This is a genomic window from Bradyrhizobium sp. CCGB20 (assembly GCF_024199855.1).
Classification (GTDB): Bacteria; Pseudomonadota; Alphaproteobacteria; order Rhizobiales; family Xanthobacteraceae; genus Bradyrhizobium.
In genome coordinates this window covers 1,950,373-1,977,204 of record NZ_JANADN010000001.1, presented here as the reverse complement: position 1 = coordinate 1,977,204, position 26,832 = coordinate 1,950,373, and the positions used below count along the sequence as shown (strand labels likewise).

27 protein-coding genes are annotated in these 26,832 nt (G+C 65.3%); 11 read left to right on the top strand and 16 right to left on the bottom strand.

Annotation, left to right across the window (positions count from 1 at the left end):
* Positions 1 to 131: 131 nt before the first annotated feature.
* Together NLM15_RS09050 and NLM15_RS09045 are read left to right on the top strand one after the other, a co-directional pair.
* Positions 132 to 863, top strand: coding sequence for a 4'-phosphopantetheinyl transferase superfamily protein (locus NLM15_RS09050; protein ID WP_254116589.1), 732 nt, complete (start codon positions 132 to 134; stop codon positions 861 to 863).
* Positions 860 to 1,840: an LLM class flavin-dependent oxidoreductase gene (locus NLM15_RS09045; RefSeq protein ID WP_254116588.1), complete on the top strand. Its 981-nt coding sequence runs from the start codon at positions 860 to 862 to the stop codon at positions 1,838 to 1,840. Before NLM15_RS09050 ends, NLM15_RS09045 begins: the two co-directional genes overlap by 4 nt.
* On the opposite strand, the gene NLM15_RS09040 is transcribed toward NLM15_RS09045, so the two are convergent.
* From NLM15_RS09040 to NLM15_RS09030, 3 genes are read right to left on the bottom strand one after another with little or no spacing between them, the layout of a single operon-like run.
* Positions 1,837 to 2,676, bottom strand: coding sequence for an ABC transporter ATP-binding protein (locus NLM15_RS09040; protein ID WP_254116587.1), 840 nt, complete (start codon positions 2,674 to 2,676; stop codon positions 1,837 to 1,839). The genes NLM15_RS09045 and NLM15_RS09040 overlap by 4 nt on opposite strands.
* A gap of 13 nt (positions 2,677 to 2,689) precedes the next feature.
* Entirely contained in the window at positions 2,690 to 3,490 is an 801-nt protein-coding gene (locus NLM15_RS09035; RefSeq protein ID WP_254116586.1) for an ABC transporter permease, read from the bottom strand.
* Positions 3,491 to 3,494: 4 nt separating this feature from the next.
* Positions 3,495 to 4,859 carry an ABC transporter substrate-binding protein gene (locus NLM15_RS09030; protein ID WP_254124192.1) on the bottom strand — a complete coding sequence of 455 codons (1,365 nt, stop codon included), beginning with the start codon at positions 4,857 to 4,859 and terminating at the stop codon, positions 3,495 to 3,497.
* A gap of 348 nt (positions 4,860 to 5,207) precedes the next feature.
* Between NLM15_RS09030 and NLM15_RS09025 the strand changes: the two genes are divergently transcribed.
* Positions 5,208 to 6,047 carry a Crp/Fnr family transcriptional regulator gene (locus NLM15_RS09025; protein WP_375166831.1) on the top strand — a complete coding sequence of 280 codons (840 nt, stop codon included), beginning with the start codon at positions 5,208 to 5,210 and terminating at the stop codon, positions 6,045 to 6,047.
* A 188-nt stretch (positions 6,048 to 6,235) separates the two neighbouring features.
* Here the strand turns inward: NLM15_RS09025 and NLM15_RS09020 are convergent, their stop codons facing one another.
* The 3 genes from NLM15_RS09020 to NLM15_RS09010 form a co-directional block, all read right to left on the bottom strand.
* Positions 6,236 to 7,261, bottom strand: coding sequence for a histone deacetylase family protein (locus tag NLM15_RS09020; protein WP_254116585.1), 1,026 nt, complete (start codon positions 7,259 to 7,261; stop codon positions 6,236 to 6,238).
* A gap of 131 nt (positions 7,262 to 7,392) precedes the next feature.
* On the bottom strand, positions 7,393 to 8,331 hold the full coding sequence (locus NLM15_RS09015; RefSeq protein ID WP_254116584.1) for an SMP-30/gluconolactonase/LRE family protein: 939 nt from the start codon (positions 8,329 to 8,331) through the stop codon (positions 7,393 to 7,395).
* Positions 8,288 to 10,363: a PQQ-dependent sugar dehydrogenase gene (locus NLM15_RS09010; protein WP_254116583.1), complete on the bottom strand. Its 2,076-nt coding sequence runs from the start codon at positions 10,361 to 10,363 to the stop codon at positions 8,288 to 8,290. Before NLM15_RS09010 ends, NLM15_RS09015 begins: the two co-directional genes overlap by 44 nt.
* Positions 10,364 to 10,569: 206 nt before the next feature.
* Between NLM15_RS09010 and NLM15_RS09005 the strand changes: the two genes are divergently transcribed.
* Both NLM15_RS09005 and NLM15_RS09000 read left to right on the top strand, forming a co-directional pair.
* The gene (locus tag NLM15_RS09005; protein WP_254116582.1) at positions 10,570 to 10,803 is read left to right on the top strand and encodes a DUF6894 family protein; all 234 of its coding nucleotides are present in this window, start codon (positions 10,570 to 10,572) and stop codon (positions 10,801 to 10,803) included.
* A gap of 9 nt (positions 10,804 to 10,812) precedes the next feature.
* Positions 10,813 to 10,989: a hypothetical protein gene (locus NLM15_RS09000; protein ID WP_254116581.1), complete on the top strand. Its 177-nt coding sequence runs from the start codon at positions 10,813 to 10,815 to the stop codon at positions 10,987 to 10,989.
* A gap of 125 nt (positions 10,990 to 11,114) precedes the next feature.
* Here the strand turns inward: NLM15_RS09000 and NLM15_RS08995 are convergent, their stop codons facing one another.
* Complete coding sequence (locus tag NLM15_RS08995; RefSeq protein WP_254116580.1) at positions 11,115 to 11,888, bottom strand: enoyl-CoA hydratase-related protein; 774 nt, start codon at positions 11,886 to 11,888, stop codon at positions 11,115 to 11,117.
* 120 nt (positions 11,889 to 12,008) lie between these two features.
* Between NLM15_RS08995 and NLM15_RS08990 the strand changes: the two genes are divergently transcribed.
* Both NLM15_RS08990 and NLM15_RS08985 read left to right on the top strand, forming a co-directional pair.
* Positions 12,009 to 13,598 carry a gamma-glutamyltransferase family protein gene (locus NLM15_RS08990; protein ID WP_254116579.1) on the top strand — a complete coding sequence of 530 codons (1,590 nt, stop codon included), beginning with the start codon at positions 12,009 to 12,011 and terminating at the stop codon, positions 13,596 to 13,598.
* A 91-nt stretch (positions 13,599 to 13,689) separates the two neighbouring features.
* Positions 13,690 to 13,902, top strand: a complete 213-nt coding sequence (locus NLM15_RS08985; protein ID WP_254116578.1) for a hypothetical protein — start codon at positions 13,690 to 13,692, stop codon at positions 13,900 to 13,902.
* Positions 13,903 to 13,953: 51 nt separating this feature from the next.
* Here NLM15_RS08985 and NLM15_RS08980 read toward each other — a convergent pair whose 3' ends face one another.
* Genes NLM15_RS08980 through NLM15_RS08965 form a run of 4 tightly spaced genes read right to left on the bottom strand, consistent with a single transcriptional unit; the run spans position 13,954 to position 17,413 of the window.
* Positions 13,954 to 15,237 carry an FAD-binding oxidoreductase gene (locus tag NLM15_RS08980; protein ID WP_254116577.1) on the bottom strand — a complete coding sequence of 428 codons (1,284 nt, stop codon included), beginning with the start codon at positions 15,235 to 15,237 and terminating at the stop codon, positions 13,954 to 13,956.
* Between the two features lie 13 nt (positions 15,238 to 15,250).
* Complete coding sequence (locus tag NLM15_RS08975) at positions 15,251 to 15,982, bottom strand: amino acid ABC transporter ATP-binding protein (RefSeq protein WP_254116576.1); 732 nt, start codon at positions 15,980 to 15,982, stop codon at positions 15,251 to 15,253.
* Positions 15,979 to 16,632: an amino acid ABC transporter permease gene (locus NLM15_RS08970; protein WP_254116575.1), complete on the bottom strand. Its 654-nt coding sequence runs from the start codon at positions 16,630 to 16,632 to the stop codon at positions 15,979 to 15,981. Before NLM15_RS08970 ends, NLM15_RS08975 begins: the two co-directional genes overlap by 4 nt.
* Before the next feature lie 22 nt (positions 16,633 to 16,654).
* Positions 16,655 to 17,413, bottom strand: a complete 759-nt coding sequence (locus tag NLM15_RS08965) for an ABC transporter substrate-binding protein (RefSeq protein ID WP_254116574.1) — start codon at positions 17,411 to 17,413, stop codon at positions 16,655 to 16,657.
* Between the two features lie 179 nt (positions 17,414 to 17,592).
* Here NLM15_RS08965 and NLM15_RS08960 point away from each other — a divergent pair, with 179 nt between their 5' ends.
* Complete coding sequence (locus tag NLM15_RS08960) at positions 17,593 to 18,234, top strand: helix-turn-helix domain-containing protein (protein WP_254116573.1); 642 nt, start codon at positions 17,593 to 17,595, stop codon at positions 18,232 to 18,234.
* Positions 18,235 to 18,380: 146 nt separating this feature from the next.
* Here the strand turns inward: NLM15_RS08960 and NLM15_RS08955 are convergent, their stop codons facing one another.
* On the bottom strand, positions 18,381 to 19,646 hold the full coding sequence (locus NLM15_RS08955) for a D-amino acid dehydrogenase (protein WP_254116572.1): 1,266 nt from the start codon (positions 19,644 to 19,646) through the stop codon (positions 18,381 to 18,383).
* A gap of 69 nt (positions 19,647 to 19,715) precedes the next feature.
* Positions 19,716 to 21,044, bottom strand: coding sequence for an aspartate aminotransferase family protein (locus NLM15_RS08950; RefSeq protein ID WP_254116571.1), 1,329 nt, complete (start codon positions 21,042 to 21,044; stop codon positions 19,716 to 19,718).
* 149 nt (positions 21,045 to 21,193) lie between these two features.
* On the opposite strand from NLM15_RS08950, the gene NLM15_RS08945 reads away from it, so the two are divergent.
* A complete protein-coding gene (locus NLM15_RS08945; RefSeq protein ID WP_018646206.1) occupies positions 21,194 to 21,742 on the top strand; it encodes a cupin domain-containing protein in 549 nt (182 codons plus the stop codon).
* A gap of 151 nt (positions 21,743 to 21,893) precedes the next feature.
* Complete coding sequence (locus tag NLM15_RS08940) at positions 21,894 to 22,046, top strand: hypothetical protein (protein WP_254116570.1); 153 nt, start codon at positions 21,894 to 21,896, stop codon at positions 22,044 to 22,046.
* A 40-nt stretch (positions 22,047 to 22,086) separates the two neighbouring features.
* On the opposite strand, the gene NLM15_RS08935 is transcribed toward NLM15_RS08940, so the two are convergent.
* Genes NLM15_RS08935 through NLM15_RS08925 form a run of 3 tightly spaced genes read right to left on the bottom strand, consistent with a single transcriptional unit; the run spans position 22,087 to position 25,890 of the window.
* A complete protein-coding gene (locus NLM15_RS08935) occupies positions 22,087 to 24,348 on the bottom strand; it encodes a xanthine dehydrogenase family protein molybdopterin-binding subunit (protein ID WP_254116569.1) in 2,262 nt (753 codons plus the stop codon).
* Positions 24,341 to 25,396 (bottom strand): xanthine dehydrogenase family protein subunit M, encoded by a 1,056-nt coding sequence (locus NLM15_RS08930; protein ID WP_254116568.1) that lies wholly within the window; start codon positions 25,394 to 25,396, stop codon positions 24,341 to 24,343. The genes NLM15_RS08935 and NLM15_RS08930 overlap by 8 nt, the downstream gene beginning before the upstream one ends.
* Positions 25,393 to 25,890 (bottom strand): (2Fe-2S)-binding protein, encoded by a 498-nt coding sequence (locus NLM15_RS08925; RefSeq protein WP_254116567.1) that lies wholly within the window; start codon positions 25,888 to 25,890, stop codon positions 25,393 to 25,395. The genes NLM15_RS08930 and NLM15_RS08925 overlap by 4 nt, the downstream gene beginning before the upstream one ends.
* A 253-nt stretch (positions 25,891 to 26,143) precedes the next feature.
* On the opposite strand from NLM15_RS08925, the gene NLM15_RS08920 reads away from it, so the two are divergent.
* Entirely contained in the window at positions 26,144 to 26,782 is a 639-nt protein-coding gene (locus NLM15_RS08920) for a TetR/AcrR family transcriptional regulator (protein WP_254124190.1), read from the top strand.
* Positions 26,783 to 26,832: the final 50 nt, after the last annotated feature.

Genomic DNA, 26,832 nt, shown 5'->3' with positions numbered 1-26,832 from the left:
ACCGGCCTGCAAATCGACAAGAAATTGCCCGGGTGGACCGTTAGAAGCGGTCCGCTCAGTTGATTCTTGCTCAGTTGATTCTTCCGTCAGGTCGGAGATTTGGCCTCCGCCTGACGCCATGGGCCCAATTAATGGCAGACGACAGAATTGAACTGTTTGTCGGACTGATCGAGACCATTGACGCGCCGGGCGCGGTCGATGCGTGCCGCCGCCTGCTCTCGGTCGACGAACGGATCCGCGCCGACCGCTTCATGTTCGAGCGGCATCGGCGGCAATATATCTTCGCGCACGCGATGCTGCGCATGGCGCTGTCGCAGGTCGTCTCCAACGTCGCACCCTCCGACTGGTCGTTCGGGGCCGGCCGCTACGGGCGGCCGTTTGTTGCAGCGCCCGCGACCTCGACCGCGCTGCATTTCAGCCTGTCCCATGCCGACGGCTGTGTTGCCTGCGTCGTGTCCAAGCACGAGGCCGTCGGCGTCGACGTCGAAACCGTGTCGCGGCGCGTCGCGCCGCTGTCCACCGCGCTTCGCTTCTTCGCGCCGGAGGAGGTCGAAACCCTGCGCGGGCTGCCGGAGCCCGCCGCGATCGAGCGCTTCTTCGACTACTGGACGCTCAAGGAGGCCTATCTGAAGGCGCGGGGGTTTGGGCTCAATCTGCCGCTCGACGCTTTCGCGATGCAGGTGTCCCGGGAAGCCATCGAGATCAGCTTCAAGCCCGACATCGCCGACGATCCGCACGCGTGGCGCTTCTCGCTGTGCTCGCCATCGCCCTCGCATCGCCTCGCGATCGCCGACGGCTCCCGTGCGACCGGCGGCCTTCCCATCGCGCGCAATGCCTGGCCGCTCCAGGAAGCGGCTGAATGACGCCGGCGCGGCTGCGCGTCTTTCCCGCGATCTCGCGCAACCGCGATCCCAAAAAATATGTCGGCGAGCTGATGCGGGTGGCTGGGTTCGCCGACCGCAACGGCTTCGAAGGCATTTTGCTGTTCGAAGGCAACGACGTATTCGTCGAGCCATGGGCGATGGCCCAGCACATCATGGCTGCAACGGCGCGATCTTCGCCGCTGATCGCGGTCAATCCCGTCTACATGCACCCGTTCACGGCGGCAAAATTCGTCTCATCCTTTGCGCAGCTCCACGGCCGCAAGGTCTATCTCAACATGATCACGGGGACCGCGGTCAGCGATCTGCAGGGGCTGGGCGACGACCAGTCGCACGCCGACCGCTATGTCCGGCTCGGCGAATTCGTCGCGCTGATGCGCCAATTGCTGGAAAGCCCGCGCCCGGTGAATTTCGAGGGACGGTTCTACCGCGCGAGCAACCTGCAACTTCGCCCGCGCCTGCCGGCGGAGCTGATGCCGGAATTCCTGGTCGCGGGCCAGTCGGAAGCGGCGCAGCGCGTGGCGAAGGAGACCGGATGCATCAAGATGCAGATGCTGCCGCCCGATCTCGATCGCGGCCTCGAAGCGCCCGGAATGAACTTTGGCATTTTCGCCCGCGAGGGACGCGACGAGGCGCGGCGCGCGGCAAAGGCGCGTTTCCGTGACAATCCCGATGATCGCGAGCTGCTCGCGCTCACCGTGGAGAACAGCGACTCCGTGTGGAAGCGGCGCCTCTATGACGGCCAGAGCGGCGAGCTCGCCGACAACGGCTACTGGCTGCTGCCGTTCCTGACCTTCCAGGCCGACTGCCCCTATCTCGTCGGCAGCTACGCCGAGATCGGCGCGAAGCTGAAGGAGTTCGCGGCGAAGGGCCTGACCACTGTCATGCTCGACATGGTCGCGGACGAGGCCGAGATGCAGCACGTCTGCAAGGCCCTCGCGGCGAGCGGGATGTTCTAGGGTGTAACACCGAGCGGACTGAGCCGTGCCAGCGGCTCGCTGCCTTCCGGCTGTCGCAGAAGCTGCATGACATGCCGCTTCAGGCGCACGAACTCGGGTTCGGTGACGAGATCGTGGCTGCGTGGCCGCGCGAAAGGCAGCACCACATCCTCGATCACCCGGCCGGGTCTTGCGCTCATCACGACGATGCGATCGGCGAGGAACAATGCCTCGTCGATGTCGTGGGTGACGAAGACCGTGGTGGTCGGGATCTTGCTCCAGATGTCGAGCAGGACCTCCTGCATCATGCCGCGCGTCTGCGCATCCAGCGCACTGAAAGGTTCGTCCATCAGCAGCACCCGCGGCTGGTTGATCAGGACCCGCGCGATCTCGACACGCTGCTGCATACCGCCAGACAGCTGCGCCGGATAAAACGCCTCGAACCCGGATAACCCGACCAGCCTCAGGATGGCGTCGGCGGCGCGGTCACGTTCCCTTCTCGCCAGTCCGCGCATCTTCGGGCCGAAGGCGACATTGTCGCGCACCCGTTTCCAGGGGAACAGCGTATGTTGCTGAAACACCATTCCCCGATCGGGACTCGGCCCCTGGACCTTCTGCCCGTCGACCGTGAGCCGGCCGGCTGTAATCGGCAGATGTCCGGCCAGCGCGCCGAGCAGCGTGGACTTGCCGCAGCCGGAGGGACCGAGGATGCAGACGAGCTCGCCCGGCGCGATGGCAAAGTCGAGACCGCTCACCGCCTCGAACGCATCACTGCCTTCGCCGAGCGAGATCGAGACATCGGCGATCTCGATGCGACCGACGCTCTTCGCGTCGATATCCGCGACCCGAATGTTCATCGCGCCACGCCTTTCATCGTGCAACTCGCGAGCTGCGCCAAGGCATCAGAGGCCGCCCGGCGGTCGTCAGCAGCCAGCTGGAGCCCATGCCGAGCAGGCCGATGATCAGCATGCCGACGATGATGTCGGCATAATTCTGGAGCGTGTAGGCCTCCCAGGTGTAGTAGCCGATGCCGAACTGGCCTGAGATCATCTCCGCGGTGACGAGGCAGAACCACGACGTGCCCATGCCGATCGCGAGCCCGGTGACGATGCTGGGCGCAGCGTCCGGCAGGACCACTTCCCAGAGGATCGCCGGTCCGCCCGCGCCCAGGCTGCGGGCGGAGGCGACCAGCCGACGGTCGACATTCGCGACACCGTGGACGGTGTTCAGCACGATCGGAAACAGGGCTCCGATGAAGGTAATGTAGATCATCGACAGTTCGGACGAGGGGAACATCAGGATCGACAGCGGTATCCACGCCACCGCCGGAATCGGCCGCAGCAATTCGAGCGGCGGCAGCAAGAGGTCGCTCGCCGCGCGCGACCGGCCGATCGCAAAACCCAGGATCACGCCGATGACGACCGCCGCCCCGTAGCCCGCGAACACGCGCCAGAGGCTGCTGGTGATATGCGCAGCCAGTTTCGGCGAACGAAACAGGGCGATGGCGGATTGGACGACCTCGACCGGCGGCGGCACATTGCGGAAGGTCACGATCCCCAGATTGAGGTGCGTCGTCGAAGCGACCTGCCACAGGGTGATGCAGGCCAGGATCGAAAGGCCGCGGACCACCCATCGGATGCCGGCAGGCCGTGCCTGGATAGCGGCGGCCATCGCCTTACCGGCTCGCGACGAGGGACTCGCGCGCGGCCGCAAAGTCGAGCACCGCGCCGCCATGCTGCTTCGACCAGCGTTCCGCCGCGTCTTTGAGCAGGAACGCGCTCAGATCGCCCCTCGACGATCGCACGAACCAGGCCTGGTTTGCGAACAGCTTGATGCCGGTCTCGCGATCCTGAGCGTAGACGACGCGGATGGTCTTGCCGTCCTTTTCAAGGCCGGCGAGCGCTTTCAAGGCGTTCTCGGGCGACGCGTAGTGGCGGACATGAGCCTCGTCCCTGACCCAGATCTGCGCAACACGGCTGACGTCACCGATCTCGGCGCCCGTCGCGGCGTCCTTGGCTCGAAGCGGAAGCTGCGCATAGTTCTTCAGCTCGGAGTCGTAGTTCCGCCCGGCCTGCGCGGCCGCCACGCGGATGAATTTGTCCGTGACGAACTGGTTGATATCGAGATCGCTATCCGCCCGCTTGAGCAACTTCAGCGTCTTGATCGAGGTTGCGACTGCCTGGCGGTATTCCGGCTTCCAGGTCACGTCACGGGTCTGAAGACCGAGCGGGCCATGGAAGAGATATTCGACCTCGGCCTCGATGCCGGTCACCTTTGCGATCAGCTCGCTGTACTTTTCCGGTTCCTCGGCAATCAGGCGGTCCGCCTCGATCGCGGCACGCAAATAGGCGACGACGATCTCGGGATATTTTTCGGCGTACTCGGCATCGACCAGCCCGCCGTGGAATGTCGGTGCGTTCGCCTGCGCGCCGTCAAAGATCTTGCGCGCAAAACCCCGCCACGGAAACAGTTCGGCGAACGGAACGAAGTCGGCATGCGCCTCGATCTTGTTGGCCTGCAAGGCCGGCCCCGCAACCTCGGGCGCCTGCGTGATGATGTTGACGTCGGTCTCGGGATTCCAGCCCTTGGCCTCGATGGCGCGGAGCAGCATGCCGTGCGAGGTCGAGGCAAAGGGCACGGAGATGGTCTTGCCCTTGAGCTCGTCGAGGGACTGTACCGGCGAACCCGACGGCACCACGATGCCGTTGCCGCTGCCCTTGGTGCTGCCGGACAATACGCTGATGAAGAGGCTGCGGCGCCCCGCCTTCTGGAACGCCACGCCGTTCAACGAGCCCGGAAAATCCGCCATCGCGCCGAAATCGAGCTTGCCCGCGACCATCTCATTGGTGAGCGGCGCGCCGCTGGTGAAGTTCTTCCACTGAATGTCGTAGGTGACATCCTTGTACTTGCCGTCATGGGGCAGGAACTTCTCCAGCAGCTTGAGCTCGCGAATGAGCAGCCCGCCGGTCGCGCAGTTGATGGTCGTATCCTGCGTCCCGACCGCCACACGTATCGTCTCCGCCTGCGATGGACCGAACATGGCGACTGTGATGGCCACGACGGCTGCACTCGTTCTGACAGAGCTGAAATCGATCATCGAATTGTCCTCGGAGGCCGGGCCATTCCGGCAGCGACGCGAACCGGCAGTATCGAAGGAGCGGCTCGATGCTTGAAGCAATTACTTGCATCGCGCTCGCGTCATGATTCCGTCGCGCATCGGCGCAAAGGATTTTCTCGGGATGAAGCGATCAGCAGAGGAATCGTTTCGCCGCCGGTCGGCGCGCGTATCAAGCCTTGCTAAGTGATTTGGAACGATCGCAAAGAGATGGACATCGCACCATCGTCGCTCTTACCTATTCGCAAGACATCTGAGAGCTGACGGATTGCGATGACCATACTCAAGGAAGCTGCCGCGACCGAGCCTGCCGCTTTCGCCAACCGGCATCACCCGGGCGTTCAGTTCGACTGGACCGACCGCGAGAAGACGCGGCGAGTGCGCAGCACGCGCACGAAGACCGCAAGCTCGGCGTTGTTCATGAGCGAGACGATCGACGGGCTGAACGCCGGGGCGCATTTCCTCGATCGGCTGTCGGTGCCCGAACGATCGCGCGTGCACGCGGCCGGCCGCACGATCACGGTGCCGCAGGGCGAGATGGTGTTCAGCCAGGGCGACGGCCACGACGGCATCTTCATCATCCGCCGCGGGCAGGTGCGGGTCTACTACACCGCGCCGTCGGGACGCGAGATCACGCTCGCCTATTGGACGCCCGGACATTTCATCGGAGGCCCGGAGATATCGGGCGGCGGCATTCACATGTGGTCCGGCATCGCCATCGAGGCCTGCGAGATCACGGCCCTCTCCGGCCCCGCGCTCGAGAAATTACTGACCGGCATGCCGAGCTTCGCGCTGGCGCTGATTGACGGCCTCATAGCCAAGGGCAAATGCTATTCTTCGATGGCGCAGATCCTCGGCACACGCTCGGTGATCGAACGGCTGGCCCAGTTCCTGCTCACTTTGTCGGAGCTTCATGGCGTTGCCGAAGGCGATACCGTCGTCATCAACCGCAAGATCACCCATGACCAGATCGCGGCCATGGTCGGCTCGACACGGCAATGGGTCACGATGATGCTGAAGCGTTTCCAGAACCGCCGCATCATCGCCATCGACGGCAGCAGCATCCGGATCAGCCGGATCGATCTGCTGGAGCAGATCCTGTTCAAGGATTAGGGCGGGGCGCGTCTACTCCCTCTCCCCGTTCTGACGGGGCCGCGACGAGCTTCGCTCGCGCTGAGAGGGTTGGGGTGAGGGGCTGTCACCGCGAGAAAGGTGAAGATTGGACTCGCGGAGACTCCCCCTCACCCGGAATTTGCTATCGCAAATTCCGGCCTCTCCCCGCACGCGGGGAGAGGCGAAGATCAGCGAGCCTCTTCAAATCCTGCCAGCACCGAGGTCAGGTTCGCGCCCAGAATATCCGAGAGATAGCCGCCCTCCTGCACGAACACGGTCGGCAGGCCCATCTTCGCGATGGCCTGGCCGATGCGGCGGAAGCCGGGCGTGGTGACGGCGAGGCCGCGCAGCGGATCGTGCTCGGAGGCGTCGAGGCCGAGTGCGATGACGAGGGCGCCGGGCGCGAAGGATTCGATCGCCTTGCGCGCGACATCCATGGCCTGCATGTAGCCGTCATCGCCGGTGCCGATGGCTAGGGGGATGTTGAGATTGGCGCCGAGGCCCGGACCTTCGCCGCGCTCATGCGCATAACCCCACACATAGGGATAGTAGGCGATGGGATCGGCGTGGATCGACACCGTGTACACGTCGGGGCGTGCGTAGAAGATTCCTTGCGTGCCGTTGCCGTGATGGACGTCGACGTCCAGGATCACGACGCGCTCATGCTTCAGCCGCAGATGCGTCGCCGCGATCGCGCTGTTGTTGAGGAAGCAGAAGCCGCCGGCCATGTCGCGATAGGCGTGATGCCCGGGCGGACGGCAGAGCGCATAGGTCGCGTCCTCGCCGTCCATCACCATCTGCGCTGCCGTGACCGCGACGTCCGTCGCGGCGCAAGCCGCGGCCCAGGTACCGGGGCCGATCGGCGCCGCGGTATCGGCGGTGTGCCAGCCGAGCTTGCCGACGATATGGGTCGGATAGGTCGCGGCATGGCGCACGGGATGGATGTTGCCGATCATTTCCGGGCCGGAATCGCCAAGCGCGGTCCAGGCGTCCCAGGCCTCGCTCAGGAACGACAGATATTCCGGACTGTGGATGCGCGCGCGGGGCCCCTGCCCGAATGTCGTCGGCTCCACCAATTGATGCTTGCCATCCTTCAGCCCCTTGAGCAGGCGGTCGGCGCGCTCGGGCTGTTCGGTGGTACGCTTGACGACGCCGCGAACCAGGAAGAATTGCGGATCGTGGCTGCGATGCAGTTCGGTATGGACGGCTTTCACTCAAACACTCCGTGGTGTCTACGCTCTGACGATGCCACAGATGTCTTGGTCCCTGCGACGGCGAGATGCAAGCAAGAAGAATGCCGCGCATGCCGCACTGCCCCGCGCCGGAAGCAGATCGCCCGTGAAGATCAGCAGCGTCCGCGCTGGAGGCAGTGCTCGCGGCCCTGCTGGTCGGTGCGGAAGGACTCGACGAAACCGCCCTGACGCTGGGTGACAAAGACGGTCTTGCCGTCGCTGCCGCCGAAGGCGAGGTTGGTCGGCTCCTTGCCCTTCAGCACGATCTCCCGCTCGACCGCGCCATTGGGCTTCATCAGCGCGACCGTGCCCTTGAGAATGCGCGCGACATAGAGGCGGCCGGCGACGTCGGTGCGCAGGCCGTCGACGGTATCGGGCTGGAATGCCTTCACCATCTTTGCGCCGGTGAGCTCGTTGCCATTGATCGCATAGGACCAGATCTGGCCGCTGCTGGATTCCCCGACATAGAGCGTCTTGCCATCGGGGCTGAGATCGATGCCGTTGGTGGTGCCCATCGCGCGCGACGCCGACATCACCTGCCCCTGCACCGACCCGTCAGCGGCTTTCGCAATCCGCCAGATGTGGCCTTCCCTGCCCTTCCAGTTCGGATCGCTCGCGTAGATCGTGCCGTCGCGCGCAACCGTGATGTCGTTGGGCTGGCTCATCTCGTCGGAATGAAACCAGACGACGGGCTCGCTCGCGCCCTTCGCGATCGCGAAGATGTTGTGCTTCTTGTAGTCGGCAATGAACATGGTGCCGTCACGCGCGAAGCGGATGGCGTTGCCGACGCTGCCCTCGGGCAATGCCGTGAATGGCTCCGAAGCCGCGCCGCCCGCAGGCAGCTTACCGATCGCACCAGCCTTGCCAAGATTGACCACGAAGAGGTTGCCGTCGAGATCGGCAGCCGGCCCTTCGATGCCGAACGTGTATTCGCCTGACGGCGTCACCTGCACGCTTTCGAACAGCTTCGTTTCCGCCTGGGCGGACGTCGCGATCACGAGAAGAGCGCTACTGCACAGGCACCAGAAATTCCTGCCGGATGTAATAGCCATCGTCGTCGCTGCACTCGCCATTCAAATAGGGATCGGCCGGCCGGAAGAACCGGCTGAAGCCGGGTTTGTCTACAGCGCTCCTTTGTGTCACGACAACGACCTTGGCGGCCGGTATTTCGCCGCATTCCTTGTTGGTCTTGCCAAAGAACTTGCGCTGCGGCGGGCCGGACTTGATCCGCATCCGCGTGCCCGGGACCATTTTCGCAACCAGCAGGTCCGCGGTGTCGAGCAGACGCGTGTAACCGGGCTCGGTCTTGGGCAGGCTTTCGCCGCCCGGCGGCATCAGCTTCTCGGCGCCGATACCGCGCAGCCGCGTGCGCAGCTTGCCGGACTCGGGATCGCCGGGATAGATCCAGCCGTCCTGCGACAGCATGAAGCGCAGCACCGTCGCGTCCTTTTCCGCGTCCGATTGCCCTGCCTTCAAGCCGAAATCCGAATGGCAACCGACGCAATGCCTCTCGACGAGACCCTTGCGCAGCGCGGTGAGCCGGACGCTGCTCTGCGCATCCCTGGCGACGAAGGCCGCGAGCTGGTCGATCACCGCCTGGCTGCGCATGTCGCAGGGAAGCGGCGGAGGCGCCTCGCCCGCGGCGCGGTCGATGCGGACCACGGTCTTGTTCTTGTCCTCGACCAGCCAGATCGCGCCGTCTTCTGCGACAGTCATGCCGACTGGGGCGCCTTGCGGCCGCGCACCGTTGACGCGGTGCCAGCCGGCGATCAGCTCCTCGAACGGTGCAGCGGCGACGTCGCCGGCCTCGGTCTGAAAACTGTGGGTCGGATCGGCCGCGCAACTGACGTGATAGCGCACTGGCGCCGGAGCGGGCTTCGGGAAGCCATGGTCGTCGACGTCATAGGCGAGGAGGCGGCTGCCGGTCGGACGATAGCCGTGCAGGCCGACCAGCAGCTTGCCTTCCAGCTCCGGGAATTTCGCGCCGTGATAATACAGCATCGCGAGCGGCGCGCCGTGCGGCGGCATCAGCGAGAACGGCGCCTTGTAGAGCGCGTCGGCCGTGCAGAGCGACTTGTAGACCCCGGATTGCAGCACGAGCTTGAATTCGGGGCTCGGCGTCGAGAGGTCATAGCAATAGGGCCAGCCATAATGCCTGCCCTGCTCGATCGCGTTGATCTCCTCGTTCGGTTTGAAGATGTCGGGCAGGTCGCGGCCATTCTCGCCTTGCAGGAAGGCGAAGCCGGCATCGGGAAAATTCGGGTGCAGCGCCAGCGCCATCGAGTTGCGCAGGCCGCGCGCATAGACGGTGTGCGGCGGGTCCGGGTCTTTCGGCCCCAATGCCGGGAAGACGCCGCCTGACGGCGGCGTGAACAGCCAGATCGATGCCATCGCGGAAGCACCCTCGGCCGCCGCGCAGGGCTTTGTGATCGGCGCCGGCGTGATGCAATCGTCGCTGTGCGAGCCGATATTGACGAACAGCCGACCATTTCTGTCAAAGGCAAACTGCTTGAGCGGATGCGCGCTCTCGTCGAGCCTGGTGCCGTCGGGCAATGTGATCCGGCGGCCCGGCATGCTCCGGATGATGGTCTCGACCGTGCTCCGCGGATTGTCGGCGAGCGGATCGAAGCGGAAGATCGTCTCCGCGGTCGAGGCATAGAGCTTCTTGTCCGGGCCGATCACGAGGCCGAAGGGATATTCGATTGCCGTCAGCAACTCCTTGAACCGCTGCCCCTGGGGCGCGCGCGGATCGAGCAGCAGCAGCCGTCCGTCGGTATGGCCCCAGCCGCCCATGTCGGCGACGACGAAAAGATCACGGCCCGGCACCTGGATGATCGAACGCGGAAATTTGAGATGATCCTCTTCGCTGGCGACCAGGCCGGCGCAGAATCCCGCCTTCATGTCGATCTGGATTCTGGGAAAGGCGAGATCGCCGCTGCCGCAGGTTTCCGTGCCGATCGCGTAGCCGCTTTTCCTCACCGGTTCGGATGAGGCTTCCGGGGCGAGACTGAGCAGCGCTCCGGCGACGATCGCCGCAAGCAGGCACAGGCGCCTTCGGCCCCGCGAAAATGTGAAGTGGTTCACGGCGCCCCCCGGACTTTCCGTCCAAAGTTGTTTCATGTCACGGGAACGCCGTCCAGTTGATCATCACCCCCCTGTGATCAAACCCGAATGAGCCTTGGTGCCGACCAATCTCCGTAGATTCCCTTACCGGGCTCGCCCCGAATGTTTCGCGAAGGCCTCGGGTGGTATCTGTTTGCCATCCCAATCGCTCCCAATAGGAGACGCATATGGTCCAGGTCTATTTTCACTGCTCCAACACCGACGGCACGCTGATCGATCGCAGCGGCATCGCAGTGGCGAGCCTGACCGAGGCGCGTGACCGTGCCGCCCAGATCATGCACTCGATGATCCAGACCCCGGGTGCCGAAGACTGGCGCGACTGGGTGATCCATGTCAGCGGGTCCGACGGCGAGGAGATTTTCGACCTCCCCTTCACCGCCATGCTTGGCAAGCCGCATTGAGGTGATGCCATGCTGTTCGCTTCCCTGACCCTGCTCTGCCAGCCCATCACCTTCGTCGCCACCAAATGGCAGAAGCTGGTGCGGATCGCGGGCAACCCGTACCGCCCCGAGCTGCACTACATGCGCGGACCTGGCCCGAAATGGCACGCCAAGTATCGGGCCAGCCGGCTGGACCGCAGGCTCTGAGCGCTGCGGCTTCGCCGTTTTCCCACTGATCTCCATCGTCATGGCCGGGCTTGTCCCGGCCATCCTCGTTCTTGGACCACCGCCGAAGACGTCGATGCCGGGGTCAAGCCCGGACATGGCGAGCCTCACCGTCCCGTAAACCTTGCCTTGCGCTTCTCGACGAAGGCGGTCCGGCCTTCGATGGCGTCGGCGCTCTTGCGGATCGTGGCCTGAACCTCGATCTCGCGGCGGAACTGCGCCTCGTAGGTCGTGTGCTCGCTGTCCTCAACCAGCGCTCGGGTTGCGACCAAAGCGCGCGTCGGGCCGTCGGCGAGGCGCCGCGCCAGGACCAGCGCCTCGTCCATCAGCTTGGCATCGTCGACGACCTCTCGCACCAGGCCGATCTCCCGGGCGCGTTCGGCCGTCAGCGGCTCGTTCAGCAGCATCAGCTCGAGCGCACGCTGGCGACCGACCAGGCGTGGCAGCAGCCAGGTCGAACCGAGATCCGGCACCAGGGCGATGCGGCTGAACACCTGGATGAAGCTCGCCGACCGCGCCGCAACAATGATGTCGCCGGCCATCGCGAGACTGAAGCCGCCGCCGGCCGCGACGCCGTTGACGGCAACGACAACAGGCACACGGCATTCGCGCAGCGCTTTGAACGCGGGCCAATAGAAGCGCATCACGCCGGCGGCGATGTCCTCGCCGAGCGCCTCCGACGCCTTCAAATTCTGTCCTGAGCAAAAACCGCGCCCTGCGCCGGTGAGAACCAGTGCGCGAACTTTCGCATCCCCAGTCATCTCGGCGATGGCGGCGGCGAGTGCGCCGAGCAGATCCGGCGTCATCGCGTTCAGGCTCGCCGGCTCGTCGAGGGTCAGGATCCCGACGGCGCCATCCCGCGCCTGTTTCACACCTGCCATGCCGCGCCTCCCTTTGGATGTTTTCGTTGGCCGCAATGTGCCATCCTCACCGTGCCCCGCCAATGCTGACCTTCCGCGTTAGCGCAAAAAGCCCAAAACAACAGAGATCAAGACGACATCATGCCTCACCAGTTCAGCCTCAACCAAACCGTCCGAAAACCCGCCGTCAAATCCAAGGGCGGCATCGTTGCCTCGCAATCGCGGCGGGCGGCTGAAGTGGGCGCGCAGGTGCTGGCGGCGGGCGGCGACTGCGTGGATGCGATCGTCGCGACCACCTTCGCGCTGAACGTGCTGGAGCCCTGGAACAGCGGCATCGGCGGCGGCGGCGCCATGGTGCTCTACCGCGCCAAGGAAAATCGCACCGAGGTGATCGACTACGGCATGTGCGCGCCGCAGAGCCTGCGCGCTGCCGACTATCCGCTCAGCGGCGAAGGCGCAGCTTCCGATCTGTTTCCCTGGCCGCGCGTGAAGGACGATCGCAACATCCACGGCCCCGGCTCGATTGCCGTGCCCGGCGTCGTCGCCGGCATGGAGGAGGCGCATCGCCGCTACGCCAAAATGCCGTGGAAAGATCTGGTCGCGCCGGCCGCCGCGCTCGCCGGCGAAGGCCTGCTGGTCGATTGGTGGACCACGGTGACGATCTCGGGCTCGGCCGCCGATCTCAGGCGCTACCCCGCAAGCGCGGCGGCATTCCTGAAGGACGGCCTGCCGCCGAGCGCACCGTGGGGAATCAAGTCCGAGACGCGGATGCCGCAGGACACGCTGAAGGCGACGCTGTCGCATCTCGCCGAAGCTGGCCCCCGCGATTTCTACCAGGGCGATCTCGCCAGGAGCATCGCCTCCGACATCAAGGCCGACGGCGGTTCGCTCTCGGTGGAGGATCTCGCCGCGTTCCGCGCGCATTTGCGCGAGCCGCTGGCGATCCCCTATCGCGGCGGCAAGGTGTTTGCGACGCCGGAGCTCACGGCCGGGCCGACCATGGCGCATGCGCTACGCCTCTTGCAACAGAGCCTGAAGCCGGCGAGCGCGCCGGATGCGGCCGCCTACGCCGAATATGCGCTCGCCTTGCAAGCGGCTTTCCGCGAGCGGCTCAAGGACATGGGCGATGCCGCCGGCAAGCGCTCGCTCGGCGCCGAATATCTGGCGCCCGCCTGCACCACGCATTTCTCCGTGGTCGACCGCCACGGCAACATCGCCGCGGTGACGCAGACGCTGCTCTCGTCCTTCGGCTCGAAATATGTGACACCGCACAGCGGCATCGCCATGAACAACGGCATCATGTGGTTCGATCCGACGCCGGGTACCACCAACTCGCTCGCTCCCGGCAAGCGCTGCCTCTGCAACTACACGCCCGTCATCGCCGAGACCAAGGACGGCAAGCGTCTCGCGGTCGGCGCCTCCGGCGGCCGCCGCATCCTGCCGTCCGTGATGCAGCTCGTGTCCTTTGCGATGGATTTCGGCATGGATCTCGATACCGCCATCCACCAGCCGCGCATCGACGCCAGCGAAGGCGAGGTCGTGATCGGCGATGCCAGACTGCCGGCGGAAGTCCGCAAGACACTTGCCGCGCGCTTCGACTATGAGGAGAGCCGGGTGCAGTCCTTGCCGCAGAAGTTCGCCTGCCCGAGCGTGGTCATGCGCGACGGCGACACGAATTTTGGCGCGGTCGAGATCTTCCAGCCCTGGGCGGATGCTGTCGCGGAAAGCTGAGCGTCACGACTCCTCCATATTTGCGCGCGACACCGCGATCGATGTTCGTTCGTCGAACGGACAGATGCGTGCCTTACAGGAGAGATTTCGGATGAAGAAACTTGCGCTCGCCGCAACATTGATCATCGCGGCCGGCTTCACCATGCCCGGCGCAGCGTTCGCCAAGGGCGGCCACGGTCATGGCCACCACGGCGGATACCATGCACATCGCTACGCCGTAGCTCCCGGATGGCATCATGGCCGCAAGGTCGGCTGGCGCGGCAGAGGATGCCCGCCCGGCCTGTGGAAGCAGGGCCGCTGCTGACGCGGTTAGCAATTCACGCGAGGCGCCGTCCCTGACCGGGCGGCGCCTTCTTCAAATACCGAGCCTGTCCCGCACGCGGCCTGCGATCACGGCGGTGGTCACGCCCACCGGCCAGAACGCATGCATCGGGATCGGATTGATGCCGGTGACGGGCATGTCGATCTCGGCCTTGGAGCCGCCGGTCAGGCGGCGCGCAAGCTGCGCGCCCATCGCGGTCGAGAGGGCGACGCCGCGTCCGTTGCAGCCGAGCGAGATCAGGATGTTGTCCGCCGGCTCGTGCACATGCGGATAATGATCCTTGGTGATGGCGAGCCGGCTGTTCCAGCCGTGGGTCCAGGCCACGCCCTTGAGCTGCGGCCAAAGCCGTTCCGCATAACGCATGAGATAGGCGACGTCGTTCGGCGAGTTGATCCAGCGCATCGGGCCGCGGCCGCCCATCAACAGGCGGTTCTGCTGGTCGATGCGGTAGTACACGGTGATGTGGCCGCTCTCGTAGAGCACGGGCCGTGTCGGCATGATTGAACTTGCGACCGCGTCGGAGAGCGGCGCGGTGGCGGCGATCGACGAAAACACCGGCACGATGGTGCGGCGGAGCGCCGGCCAGAGATCGTCGGTGAAGCCGTTGGTGGCGAGCAGCACTTTGTCCGCATGCACCACCGCGCGCGGCGTCTCGATGCGCCAGCGCGTGCCCTCACGACGGAGCGATAGCGCCGGCGTCTCTCCGTGGACTTTCGCGCCGGCCGAGATCGCGGCACGCGCCAGACCGCGGGCGTAGCTAAGGGGATGCAGATCGCCGCCGCGCGTGTCCAGCATGGCGCCGATGTAGCGGTCCGTGCCGGTCATCTCGCGCAACTGCTCGCGGTTCAGATATTTCACCGGCATGCCGCGGCGGATGCATTGCTGCGCCGTTTTCTCGATCGCGGCGGCGCTGGCCTCGTTATAGGCCGCGCGCAGCGTGCCGTTCTGCCGGGCCTCGCAGGGGATCTGGTAACGGCGGATCAAATCGTGCGTGAAATTCGTGGTGCCGTAGGAGAACGCGATCATGCGGCGGCCGAGTTCGGTGCCGAAATCGGCCTCGATCTGATCAGGATCGTGCTTCAGGCCGGGATTGGTGTGCCCGCCATTGTTGCCCGACGCGCCCCAGCCCGGCTCCTGCGCCTCCAGCACCAATGCTTCAACACCCTGCTCCGCCAGATGCAGCGCAGTGGAAAGCCCTGTGTAGCCGCCGCCGACGATCGCGACCGACACGTTCTTGTCCGCGTCGAGCGGCGGCGTGGCGACCGGCGCAACGGCGGTGTCGGCATAGAGCGAGGGCGGCAGAGGCAGGCGCGTCATTACAAAGGTCCGGTCAGAGCGGATGCAGCACGCGGCGCAAGAAGTCCTGCGTCCGCGGATGCTGGGGTTGATTGAGCAGCGCCTTGGCCGGCCCCTGCTCGACGATGACGCCGCCGTCGATGAACAGCACGCGGTCGGCGACGTCGCGGGCAAAACCCATCTCGTGGGTGACGACGACCATGGTCATGCCCTCATCGGCGAGCTTGCGCATCACGCCGAGGACGTCGCCGACGAGCTCGGGATCGAGCGCCGAGGTCGGCTCGTCGAACAGGATGGCCTTGGGCTGCATCGCCAGCGCCCGCGCGATCGCGACGCGCTGCTGCTGGCCGCCGGAGAGCTGCGGCGGATGCACGTCGGCTTTCTCGGCCAGCCCGACGCGGGCGAGCAGCGCGCGGCCCCGCTCGAACGCCTGCGCGCGCGGCTCCTTCTTCACGAACAGCGGCCCCTCGACGACGTTTTCGAGCACTGTCCGATGCGGGAACAGGTTGAAGCGCTGAAACACCATCGAGACCTGGGTGCGGATCGACACGATCGACGGCGCGTCGCGGTCCACCTTGAGCCCCTCGACGCTGATCTCGCCGCGGTCGTAGCTTTCGAGACCGTTGATACAGCGCAGGATGGTCGACTTGCCGGAGCCCGAGGGGCCGATGATGCAGACCACCTCGCCCTTCTGGACAGAAGCCGTGATGCCCTTGAGCACCTCGACCTTGCCAAAGCTCTTGTGGACGTCGCTGAGCTCGATCATCGCTTGCCGGCCCGTTTCTCGAAATGACGGACCAGCAGGATCAGCGGGATGCTCATGGTGAGATACATCAGCGCAACAAGCGTGAACACGTTGGTGTTCTTGAAGGTCGAGGAGGCGATCAGCTTGCCTTGCAACGCAAGCTCGGCGACCGTGATGGTGGAGGCTTGCGAAGAGTCCTTCAGCATCATGATCATGACATTGCCGTAGGGCGGCAGCACGATGCGCACCGCTTGCGGCAGCACCACGCGGCGCATGGTGAGCCACCAGCCCATGCCGATCGACTGCGCCGCCTCGATCTGGCCCTTGTCGATCGCCTCGATGCCCGCGCGGAAGTTTTCAGCCTGGTAGGCCGAATAGGCGATGCCGAGCCCGAGGATCGAGGCCTGCAGGGCCGACAGCGTGACGCCGAGATCCGGCATCACGAAGTATAGGTAGAAGAGCAGCACGATGATCGGGATGCCGCGGATCACGTTGATCAGGCTGGCGCTGAGCATCGACAGGACACGGATGCCCGAGACCCGCATCATCGCCCAGATCAGGCCCAGCACCGTCGAGAGCAGCAGCGAGCCGATGGTGACGACGATCGTCAGCGCGACGCCGTTCATCAGGATCGGGAAGAACTCGACAGCGTCGTGCCAGAAGCCTTTCATCGTAAAGCTCGATCAGCCTCTGTCAGCCCTGAGCCTTGAGGCCCCATTTATCGAGGATCTTGTCGATGGTGCCGTTGGCCTTCAGCTTCGCGAGCGAGGCGTTGATCTTGCCGAGCAGCGCGGCCTCGCCTTTGCGGACACCGATGCCGACCGAGCCGACGGTGACGGGCTTGTAGCCGTCGACGAGACGCACCTCGGGGAAACCTCCCTGCTTCAGATTGTAGGCGAGGATCGGATAGTCGGCGTAGCCGGCCTTGAGGCGGCCCGTGTTCACGTCGCGCAGGATGTCCGGGATGGTGTCGTAGGCCTTGACGTCGGCGAACAGGCCGGACTTCTTCAGCGCATCGACGAAGGCGGTGCCGACCTGGGCACCGACCGTCTCGCCCTTCAGATCATCCTGCGTGACATAGGCCTTGGTGTCGCTCTTCGGCACCACGAGGCCCTCGCCATAGGTGTAGATCGGGTCGGAGAAGTCGACGACCTCTTTCCGCGGCGCCGTGATGAACATCGCGGCCGCGATGATGTCGATCTTGCTCGAGGTCAGCGACGGGATCAGCGCCGAGAACTGCATCGGCTCGATCTGCACGTTGAAGCCGGCATCCTTGCCCACTTCAGTGACGAGATCGACCATGATGCCCTGGATGGTGTTGGTCTTGGTGTCGAGGAAGGTGAAGGGAATGCCGGTCGGCGTCGAACCGACCTTCAGCACCTGCTGCGCCGAGGCCGGAGCCATCGCTGCCAGTGCGAGCGCCGCGACCGCGGCCAGACCAAAACGCTTCATCGCATCCCCCTTTGGGTCCGGCCGATGACGGCGCTCGCGCATGTCGTGATCAGACGTTGCGGGCCAAGCCGTTTCGGCCTATTTTCACCAATATGAAAATTTGGTCACACTTTCGCGGACGATGCAAGCGGTTTTCATGCACATGAAGGAAGCGGTTTGACGTGAGCGGTGGCAAAAGAATGCGCAAACCGGCCGCCGCAAAGCCGGTGAGGAAGGTCAAGAAGGCTACCGCGAGGCCGACGGAGCCTGCAATGGACGTCGCGGTCGGCCGTCGCATCCGCGATCTCAGGCGTGTCAGGCAATTCTCGCTCGAGACCGTCGCAGCGCGGACGGATCTTTCGATCGGCTTTCTCAGCCAGATCGAGCGCGGCCTGTCGTCACCCTCCCTGCGCGTGCTGGCAACACTGGCCGACGTGCTCGGCGTCGGCATCGCCGCACTGTTCGGCGCGAGCCCGAGCGCCGACGGCGCCTCCGATCAGGTGGTGACGCGCGGGCTGCAACGGCCCGAACTGAAGCTCTGGCGCACCGGCGTGTCAAAGCAATTGCTGAGCCCGGCCAGTGCCGACAACCGGCTCAATTTGTTCCTGGTGCATCTGGAGCCCGGCGGCTCCACTGGCGACGAGCTCTACACCCATGACGGCGAAGAGGCCGGACTCGTCCTAGAAGGCGAGATGATGCTGACGGTGGACAGCGAGACGTGGTCACTGAAGACCGGCGACAGCTTTAGATTTGCAAGCCGAAGGCCGCACCGGTTTTCAAATCCCGCGGAGGATGCGAAGGCGGTGGTGCTGTGGGTGAATTGCGTGACGGGGGCCGGGTAGTTCTTTTCCCCTCGTTCTTACGAAAGAGAACGACGATGCTTCCACATCGTCATTGCGAGCGCAGCGAAGCAATCCAGACTGTCTCCGCGGAAAGAGTCTGGATTGCTTCGTCGCTTCGCTTCTCGCAATGACGAGCGGATAGAATCTTAGCCAAACCGGTGATTATACCGGTCCACCGTCAGCGCGCTGACATCGACCTCCGGCTTCTTGCCTGACAGCATGTCCGCGAGCACGCGGCCGGAGCCGCAGGACATGGTCCAGCCGAGCGTGCCGTGGCCGGTGTTGAGGTGGAGATTGGCGTATTGCGTCGGGCCGATCACGGGCGGGCCGTCCGGCGTCATCGGCCGCAGGCCGCTCCAGAACGTCGCCTTGGAGAGGTCGCCGCCGCGCGGGAACAGATCGGTCAGGGAGTGATCGAGCGTGGCGCGGCGCGCGTCGTAAAGCTTGGTCGAAAAGCCGGAGATTTCGGCGGTGCCGCCGACGCGGATGCGATTGCCGAGACGGGTGATCGCGACCTTGTAGCTCTCGTCCATCACGGTCGATTCCGGCGCACCGGAAGCGTCCTTGATCGGCACCGTGATCGAGTAGCCTTTCACGGGGTAGACCGGCAAGGAGATGCCGAGCGGCGCGACGAGCCGCGACGACCAGCTTCCGAGCGCGAGCACGTAGGCGTCCGCCTGCAACATGCCTGCGCTGGTCGCGACACCGCTGACGCGCGCGCCGTCGGTGACGATGCGATCGATGCCGGTGTTGAACATGAAGCGCACGCCGAGCGCCTCGGCATGCTTGGCCAGCGCCTGCGTGAACATGTGGCAGTCGCCGGTCTCGTCCTGCGGCAGGCGAAGTCCGCCGGCGAACTTCTCCTTCACGCCGGCAAGCGCCGGCTCGGCCGCGATACAGCCCTCGCGGCTCAGCACTTCAAATGGCACGCCATATTGCTTGAGCACGGCGATATCCTCGGCCGTGCCGTCGAGCTGCTGTTGGTAGCGGAACAGCTGGAGCGTGCCCTGCGCGCGCTCGTCATATTGAATGCCGATGTCGCGGCGCAGATCGCGCAGGCAATCGCGGCTGTACTCCGCGATCGGGATCATCCGGCTCTTGTTGACCGCGTAACGCGCGCTGGTGCAGTTGCGCAGCATCTTGAGCAGCCAGACCCACATCACGGGATCCAGATTAGGCCGGATCACCAGCGGGCCGTACTTCATCAGAAGCCACTTGACCGCCTTCACCGGGACGCCGGGGCCCGCCCAGGGCGAGGAATAGCCGGGCGATACCTCGCCCGCATTGGCAAAGGAGGTTTCGAGCGCCGGCTCCGGTTGACGATCGACAACCGTCACTTCGTGGCCGGCACGTGCGAGGTAGTAGGCAGAGGTGACACCGATGACACCGCTGCCGAGGATCAGAACTTTCACGCTTCGTCAAACTCCCGCGGCATCACGCTCGCCGCTGCAAAAGAAACTCCGCAACGGCGAGAGCAATTATCAGGCCACCTTCTTGATGGCGTCGCCGAGGATCGAGACCATCTGGTCGATGTCGCTCTTCTCGACGATGAGCGGAGGCGACATCGCGAAGCTATCGCCGCTCATGCGCAGATAGAGGCCGGTGTTGAAGCAGTCGACCATGACGTCATAGCCGCGCGCGCCGGCCACGCCGTCGCGCGGCGCCAATTCGACTGCGCCCATCAGGCCGCAATTGCGGATGTCGACGACGTTCGGCAGGCCCTTGAGCGAATGCAGCGCATCGCGCCAGTATTCGGCGATCGACGCACCGCGCGTGAGCAGGCCTTCGTCCTTGTAGATGTCGAGCGTCGCGATGCCGGCGGCGCAGGCGGTCGGATGCGCCGAATAGGTGTAGCCGTGGAACAGCTCCATCTGGTTCTCGGGGCCGACCATCATCCCGTCATGCACCTTGCGGCTCGCGAACACCGCGCCGCAGGGAATGGTGCCGTTGGTGATGCCCTTGGCCGTCGTCATCATATCAGGCGTCACGCCGAAGAACTGGGCGGCGAACGGTGTGCCGAGGCGGCCGAAGCCGGTGATGACCTCGTCGAAGATCAGCAGGATGCCGTGCTTGTCGCAGATCTCGCGCAGGCGCTGGAGATAGCCCTTCGGCGGCGGCAGCACCGCGGTCGAGCCCGGCACCGGCTCGACGATGACGGCGGCGATAGTCTCGGCACCGTGCAGGCCGACCAGGCGCTCGAGATCGTCAGCAAGCTCGACGCCGTGGTCCGGCTGATCCTTGGCGAAGGCGTTGCGGCCGAGATCGTGGGTGTGGCGGATGTGGTCGACGCCCGGCAGCAGGGTCGCGAAGGCGCGGCGGTTGGCGACCATGCCGCCGACCGAGGTGCCGCCGAAGCCGACGCCGTGATAGCCGCGCTCGCGGCCGATCAGGCGGGTACGGCTCGCCTGTCCATTGGCGCGGTGATAGGCGAGCGCGATCTTCAGCGCGGTATCGACCGACTCGGAGCCGGAATTGGTGAAGAAGATGCGGTCGAGGCCCTTCGGCGCGATCTCGGCGAGGCGCTCGGCAAAGTCGAATGCCAGCGGATGGCCCATCTGGAACGACGGCGCGAAGTCCAGCGTCATGAGCTGGCGCTCCAACGCAGCGGCGATCTGCTTGCGGCCATGGCCGGCATTGACGCACCAGAGGCCGGCGGAGCCGTCGATCACCTTGCGGCCGTCGACGGTGGTGTAGTGCATGCCCTCGGCCGAGGAGAACAGGCGCGGCGCCTTCTTGAACTGGCGGTTGGCCGTGAACGGCATCCAGAACGAGTCGGTCTTGATAGTGTTCGGAATCTGATGAACGGTCACGGGCCACGCTCCTTTGCTGACGGGATAGCAGAGCCACGGCTTCTAGAGGGCAACAAGTCCTTTTCTGGTGACCTGCAAGCCATTGATTTCACAGGGGCAGCCGGTCCATATTTGCGCGATCCGCAACACCTGCAACACAGGACCAGGGCATGAGCGTCGACATCGGTGGACGGCTGCGATTCATCCGGGCGCGCCACAAGCTGTCGCAGCGCGAGCTCGCCAAGCGCGCCGGCGTCACCAATTCGACGATTTCGCTGATCGAATCCAACCAGATGAACCCGTCGGTCGGCGCGCTCAAGCGCATCCTCGACGGCATCCCGATGGGGCTCGCCGAGTTCTTCGCGCTGGAGCCGGAGTCACGGCGCAAGATCTTCTACCGTGCGGAGGAGCTGACCGAGGTCGGCAAGAAGCCGATCTCGTATCGGCAAGTAGGCGACAATCTGTTCGGCCGCAGCCTCCAGATCTTGAAAGAGCGTTACGAGCCCGGCAGCGACACCGGGCGCGTCCATCTCGTCCATGACGGCGAGGAAGGCGGCATCGTGATCTCGGGCAAGCTCGAAGTCACCGTCGAGGACGAGCGCCGCATTCTCAATCCCGGCGATGCCTATTATTTCGAGAGCCGCCGCCCGCATCGCTTCCGCTGCGTCGGCGGCAAGCCGTGCGAAGTGATCTCGGCCTGCACGCCGCCGACATTCTGAAACGCAGCGGCGCTATCCGGGATCTTACGGAGCCACCGGTTTCTTACGGAGCTTGAGCCATCTCAATTTTCGCGGGCCAAGCCGCTATATGTTGCGGGCCGTAGCCCCGGACTGCTCGCGTTCCGGGGACGCTTCGTAACAGGGTTCGCGGATGACGATCACGCTCGCCAATGCAGAAGCCGCGCTCGACGAAGTGCAGCGCGATGCCGACAAGCTCCGTTCGCGCGAGCTGCGCAAAGCCATCGCCGAATACATCGAGACGCAGCGCGAGGCGATCAAGGCCGTGCGCAGGAAGATGAACTGACGTCGCGGCGGAGCGAGAAGATCTCGCCCCGCCTGCTGCGTCAGATCTGCGTCAACAGTTCCTCGATCCTGATCGGGAAACGGCGGACGCGCACGCCGGTCGCATGCCAGACGGCGTTGGCGACCGCACCGGCGCTGCCGGTGATGCCGATCTCGCCGACACCCTTGATGCCGAGCGCATTCACATGCGGATCGTGCTCCTCGACCGTGATCACGTCGAGCGGCGGCACGTCGGCATTCACGGGGATGTGGTACTCGCCGAGATTGGCATTCATGATCCGGCCGCTGCGACGATCGGTGATGGCTTCCTCGTGCAGCGCGAAGGACAGGCCCCAGATCATGCCGCCGAACAGCTGGCTCTTCACCAGATGCGGATTGACGATGCGCCCCGCCGCGAAGGCGCCGACCATCCGGCTGACACGGATCTGTCCGAGCTCGGGATCGACCTTCACCTCCGCGAACACCGCACCGTGGGCGTGCATCGCATATTCCTCCATCGCGGCCGGGTTCGGCGCGCCGGTGCCGCGCGCCTCGATTTCGGCGACGCCGGCGCGCGCGAGGATATCGGCGTAACTCTCGCCGCGGCTCTCGTCGTCGCGCCGGATCAATCGGCCATCGCGCGCGATCACGCCGGCATTGCCGGCGCCGAACAGCGGCGAGCGCTCGTCACCGGTCGCGAGATCGGCGAGTTTTGCGATCACGGCCGCGCCGGCGCTGTGGATCGCCGCGCCCGCGGTTGCCGTATGCGCCGAGCCGCCGGCGATGCCTGCGTCGGGCAAGTCGGACGTACCGGCCTTGAACTCGACGCGGTCGATGTCGAGCCCGAGTTCGTCGGCCGCGATCTGGGCCAGCGCCGTCCAGGCACCCTGCCCCATATCGTGCGCGCCGATCTCCATCGCACCGGAGCCGTCACGGCGTAGTACCGCGCGCGCCTCGGCCTGGAACATCAGCGCCGGGAAGGTCGCGGTGCCCATGCCCCAGCCGACCAGATGGCCGGCATCGTCGCGCATCTGCCGCGGCTGGAGCGGACGCTTCGACCAGCCGAAGCGCGCCGCACCCTGCTCGTAGCAGGCCCGCAGCGCCTTGGACGAGAACGGCTTTCCCGTGATCGGCTCGACCTCGGCATAGTTCTTCAGACGGAAGGCGAGCGGATCGATGCCGCTCGCCCAGGCGATCTCGTCGATCGCACTTTCGAGCGCAATCGATCCAGTTGCCTCGCCCGGCGCGCGCATGAACAGCGGCGTGCCGGTGTTGACGCGTACGGCATCATGCGAGGTGCGGATCGCAGGCGCCGCATAGAGCGTGTGCGAGGCGTCGGCCGCGGGCTCGTAGAAGTCGTCGAACGTGCTCGATACGGTCCGGGCGTGATGATCGAGCGCGGTCAGGCGCCCGTCACCATCGGCGCCGATGCGCAGCCGCTGACGGGTCGGCGCGCGATGGCCGACGGGGCCATACATCTGCTCACGGCGCAGCACGAGCTTGACCGGCTTGCCGACCAGCTTGGCTGCCATGATGCCGAGGGTCTGCGGCCCCGCCATCAGCCCCTTGGAGCCGAAGCCGCCGCCGAGGAAGGGACTGCGGATGTGAATCTTGTCGTGCGCGATGCCGAACAGCTCCGCAATGCGCGCCAGCGACAGCATGAGACCCTGCGTCGGCATGTCGACCGACAGCCTGTCGCCGTCCCAGTGAGCCACGATCGCATGCGGCTCCATCGCGTTGTGATATTGCGGCGGCGTCTCGTAGACCGTATCGATCTGCTTCTCGGCCGAGGCAAGGCCAGCCTCGACATCGCCACGGTGATTTTCCGTGGGGTTGCCGACGCCGACCACCGGCGGCACGAAGCTGTCGCCGGCATCGAGGCCGACAAGCGCGGGCAGCGTCTCGTAACGCGGCGCCAGCAGCACCGCACCTTCCGTTGCCGCCTCCAGCGTTTCCGCAATCACGACGGCGATCGGCTGGTTGGCGTAGCGAACCTCGTTGCTTTGCAACACCTCCATCCGGAACACGAACGGATTGGTCTTGATCTCAGGATCGACCGCGAGCTGCGGCTTGTGGTCCGGCGTCATGACGTCGACGACGCCGGGATGGCGTTTTGCAGCAGCGACATCGAGCGAGGCGACCCGGCCGCGCGCGATGCTGGAAACCGCCATCACGGCAAACAGCATGCCGGGCGGATGATTGTCGGCGGCGTAGGTCGCCTGCCCCTTCACCTTGAGGATACCGTCACGGCGGGTCAGCGGCTGGCCGATATTCGAGCCGTGGCGCAGATGGGCGGGCGCGCTGGTCAGGTTGAGCTCAGGCATGGATGGCTCCGGACGTCGAGGCAAAGGGAGAGGCCGGCAGCGCCGGGATACGCGCAGGCGTCCCGGCCGCGGCAAGGGTCAGCGCGCGCACGACGATGCGGCGCGCGAGTTCGATCTTGAAGGCGTTGTCGCCGGACGGTTTTGCATCGGCGAGCGCGCGCCAGGCCGCTTCCTGGAACGCGTCGGCCGTCGGTGCGACGCCCCTGAGCACGTCCTCCGCGGCGCGGGCGCGCCAGGGCTTTGCGGCGACGCCGCCGAGCGCAAGCCGCGCTTCCGCGATCCTGCCGTTCTCGATCCGCAACGCAGCCGCGGCCGACACGACGGCAAAAGCGTAGGACGTGCGCTCACGAACCTTGAGGTAGCGCGCATGCGCGGCGAAGCCGCGCGCCGCGGCCGGCAGGCGCACCGCGACGATGAGGTCGCCGGGTTCGAGCGCCGATTCGCGCTCGGGCGTATTGCCCGGCAGGCGATGCAGTGCGTCGAGCGCGATCTCGCGACGGCCGTTGCTGCCCTCGATCTCGACGATGGCGTCGAGCGCGACCAAGGGCACGCAGAAGTCCGACGGATGCGTGGCGGTGCAGCTTTCGCTCCACCCGAGCACGGCGTGCGAGCGGTTCTCACCCTCGCGGGCATCGCAGCCAGTACCGGCCTCGCGCTTGTTGCAGCGGCTGGCGGTGTCGTAGAAATACGCACAGCGCGTCCGCTGCAGCAGATTGCCGCCGACCGTGGCAGCATTGCGCAGTTGCGCGGACGCGCCGGAGAGCAGCGCTTCAGCGACGGCCGGATAGGACTTTGCGAAGCCCGCATCATGCGCGAGATCGGCGTTGCTCACGAGCGCGCCGATCCGCAACGACCCGTCGGCGAGATGCTCGATCTGGTCGAGCCCGTCGAGATGGGTAACGTCGACCAGACGATCCGGACGGCTGACGCCCCCCTTCATCAGGTCGAGCAGATTGGTGCCGGCGGCAAGATACGCCGCACCCGGCTGGGCGGCAGCAGCGACGGCCTCGGCGACCGTGGCAGGCCTGACATAATCGAACGGCTTCATGCGGAGCGCCTCTGATTGGATTCATCCATGCGGTCTTGCGCCTCGCGCACGGCATCGACGATGCCGGCATAGGCGCCGCAGCGGCAGAGATTGCCGCTCATGCATTCGCGGATGCGCTCGGGATCGTTGCCGGCCTGCGCCTCCTGCATCATGCCGATCGCGCTCATGATCTGGCCGGGCGTGCAGAAGCCGCACTGAAATCCGTCATGGGCGATGAAGGCGGCCTGCACCGGATGAAGCTGGTCGCCGCGCGCGACGCCTTCGATGGTGAGGATGTCGGCGCCGTCATGGCTGATGGCGAGCGCGAGGCAGGAATTGATGCGCTTGCCGTCGACGAGAATGGTGCAGGCGCCGCACTGGCCGCGATCGCATCCCTTCTTGGTTCCGGTGAGATGGAGGCGCTCACGCAGGAGATCGAGCAGCGTGACGCGCGGATCGTCGAGGACGAATTCGCGCCGCGCACCGTTCACGGTGAGGCTGATGGAGTGGTTCATACAAGGCTCCGATCAGATATGGACATGGCTCATCGTTCGGCGCGCCACCGCCGTGGCCGCCGTCGATACTGCGCCGCCCGAGCACAATCCGGGTCGGCACATGATCAAAGATACGGAGGCACCCTCCGCTTAACAAGGGCCGCCGGAAAATATTTGGAATTCGTCAAAAGCCCGTTGGCGTACAACGCGATGCAGCCCTGCAAAGGTTCTTGCGAGGGTTCAATCTAACCAATTCGTGATCTACATTGCGGGCATGGACGACCACACCGACCAGATTCGGAAGCCCCGTGCCGACGCCGTGCGCAATCGCGAGCGCGTGCTCGAGGCTGCGAAGGTGGTTTTCAACGCCGGCGGCCCGGAAGCGAGCCTGGAAGCGGTGGCAAAACGTGCGGGCGTCGGCATCGGCACGCTGTATCGGCATTTCCCGACGCGCGAAGATCTGTTCGAGGCGGTTTACCGGCGCGAGGTCGAGCAGCTCAGCGAGCTTGCCGAGCAATTGAAGAATGCCAAGGACCCGGTCGATGCGTTACGGCGCTGGCTGGGCTCCACCGTCGAATTCGTTGCCACGAAAAAGGGCATGTCAGCTGCGCTGGCGCTGACGTTCCAGAGTTCGTCGGACCTTGCGGCGTTCTCGATGGACCGGCTGACCAAGGCAGTCGGCTCGCTGCTCGATCGCGCTGTCGCGACCGGCCAGATGCGCGCCGATATCAGCCCGGAGGACCTGTTCAGGGCACTGATCGGCATGTGCTACATGCACGACCAGCCCGGCTGGCAATCCTCGGTGCTGCGGATGCTCGACGTGTTCGTCGACGGGCTGCGGGTGCAGCCCGGCAAGGTCAAGGCACGTACCGCAGCCAAGCAGGCGAAGCCGACGGTGAAACGAAAGCGATAGCGCACCCGTATCTCCCCAAAGTCATGCTAGGATCGGCATGGCCGGGATCT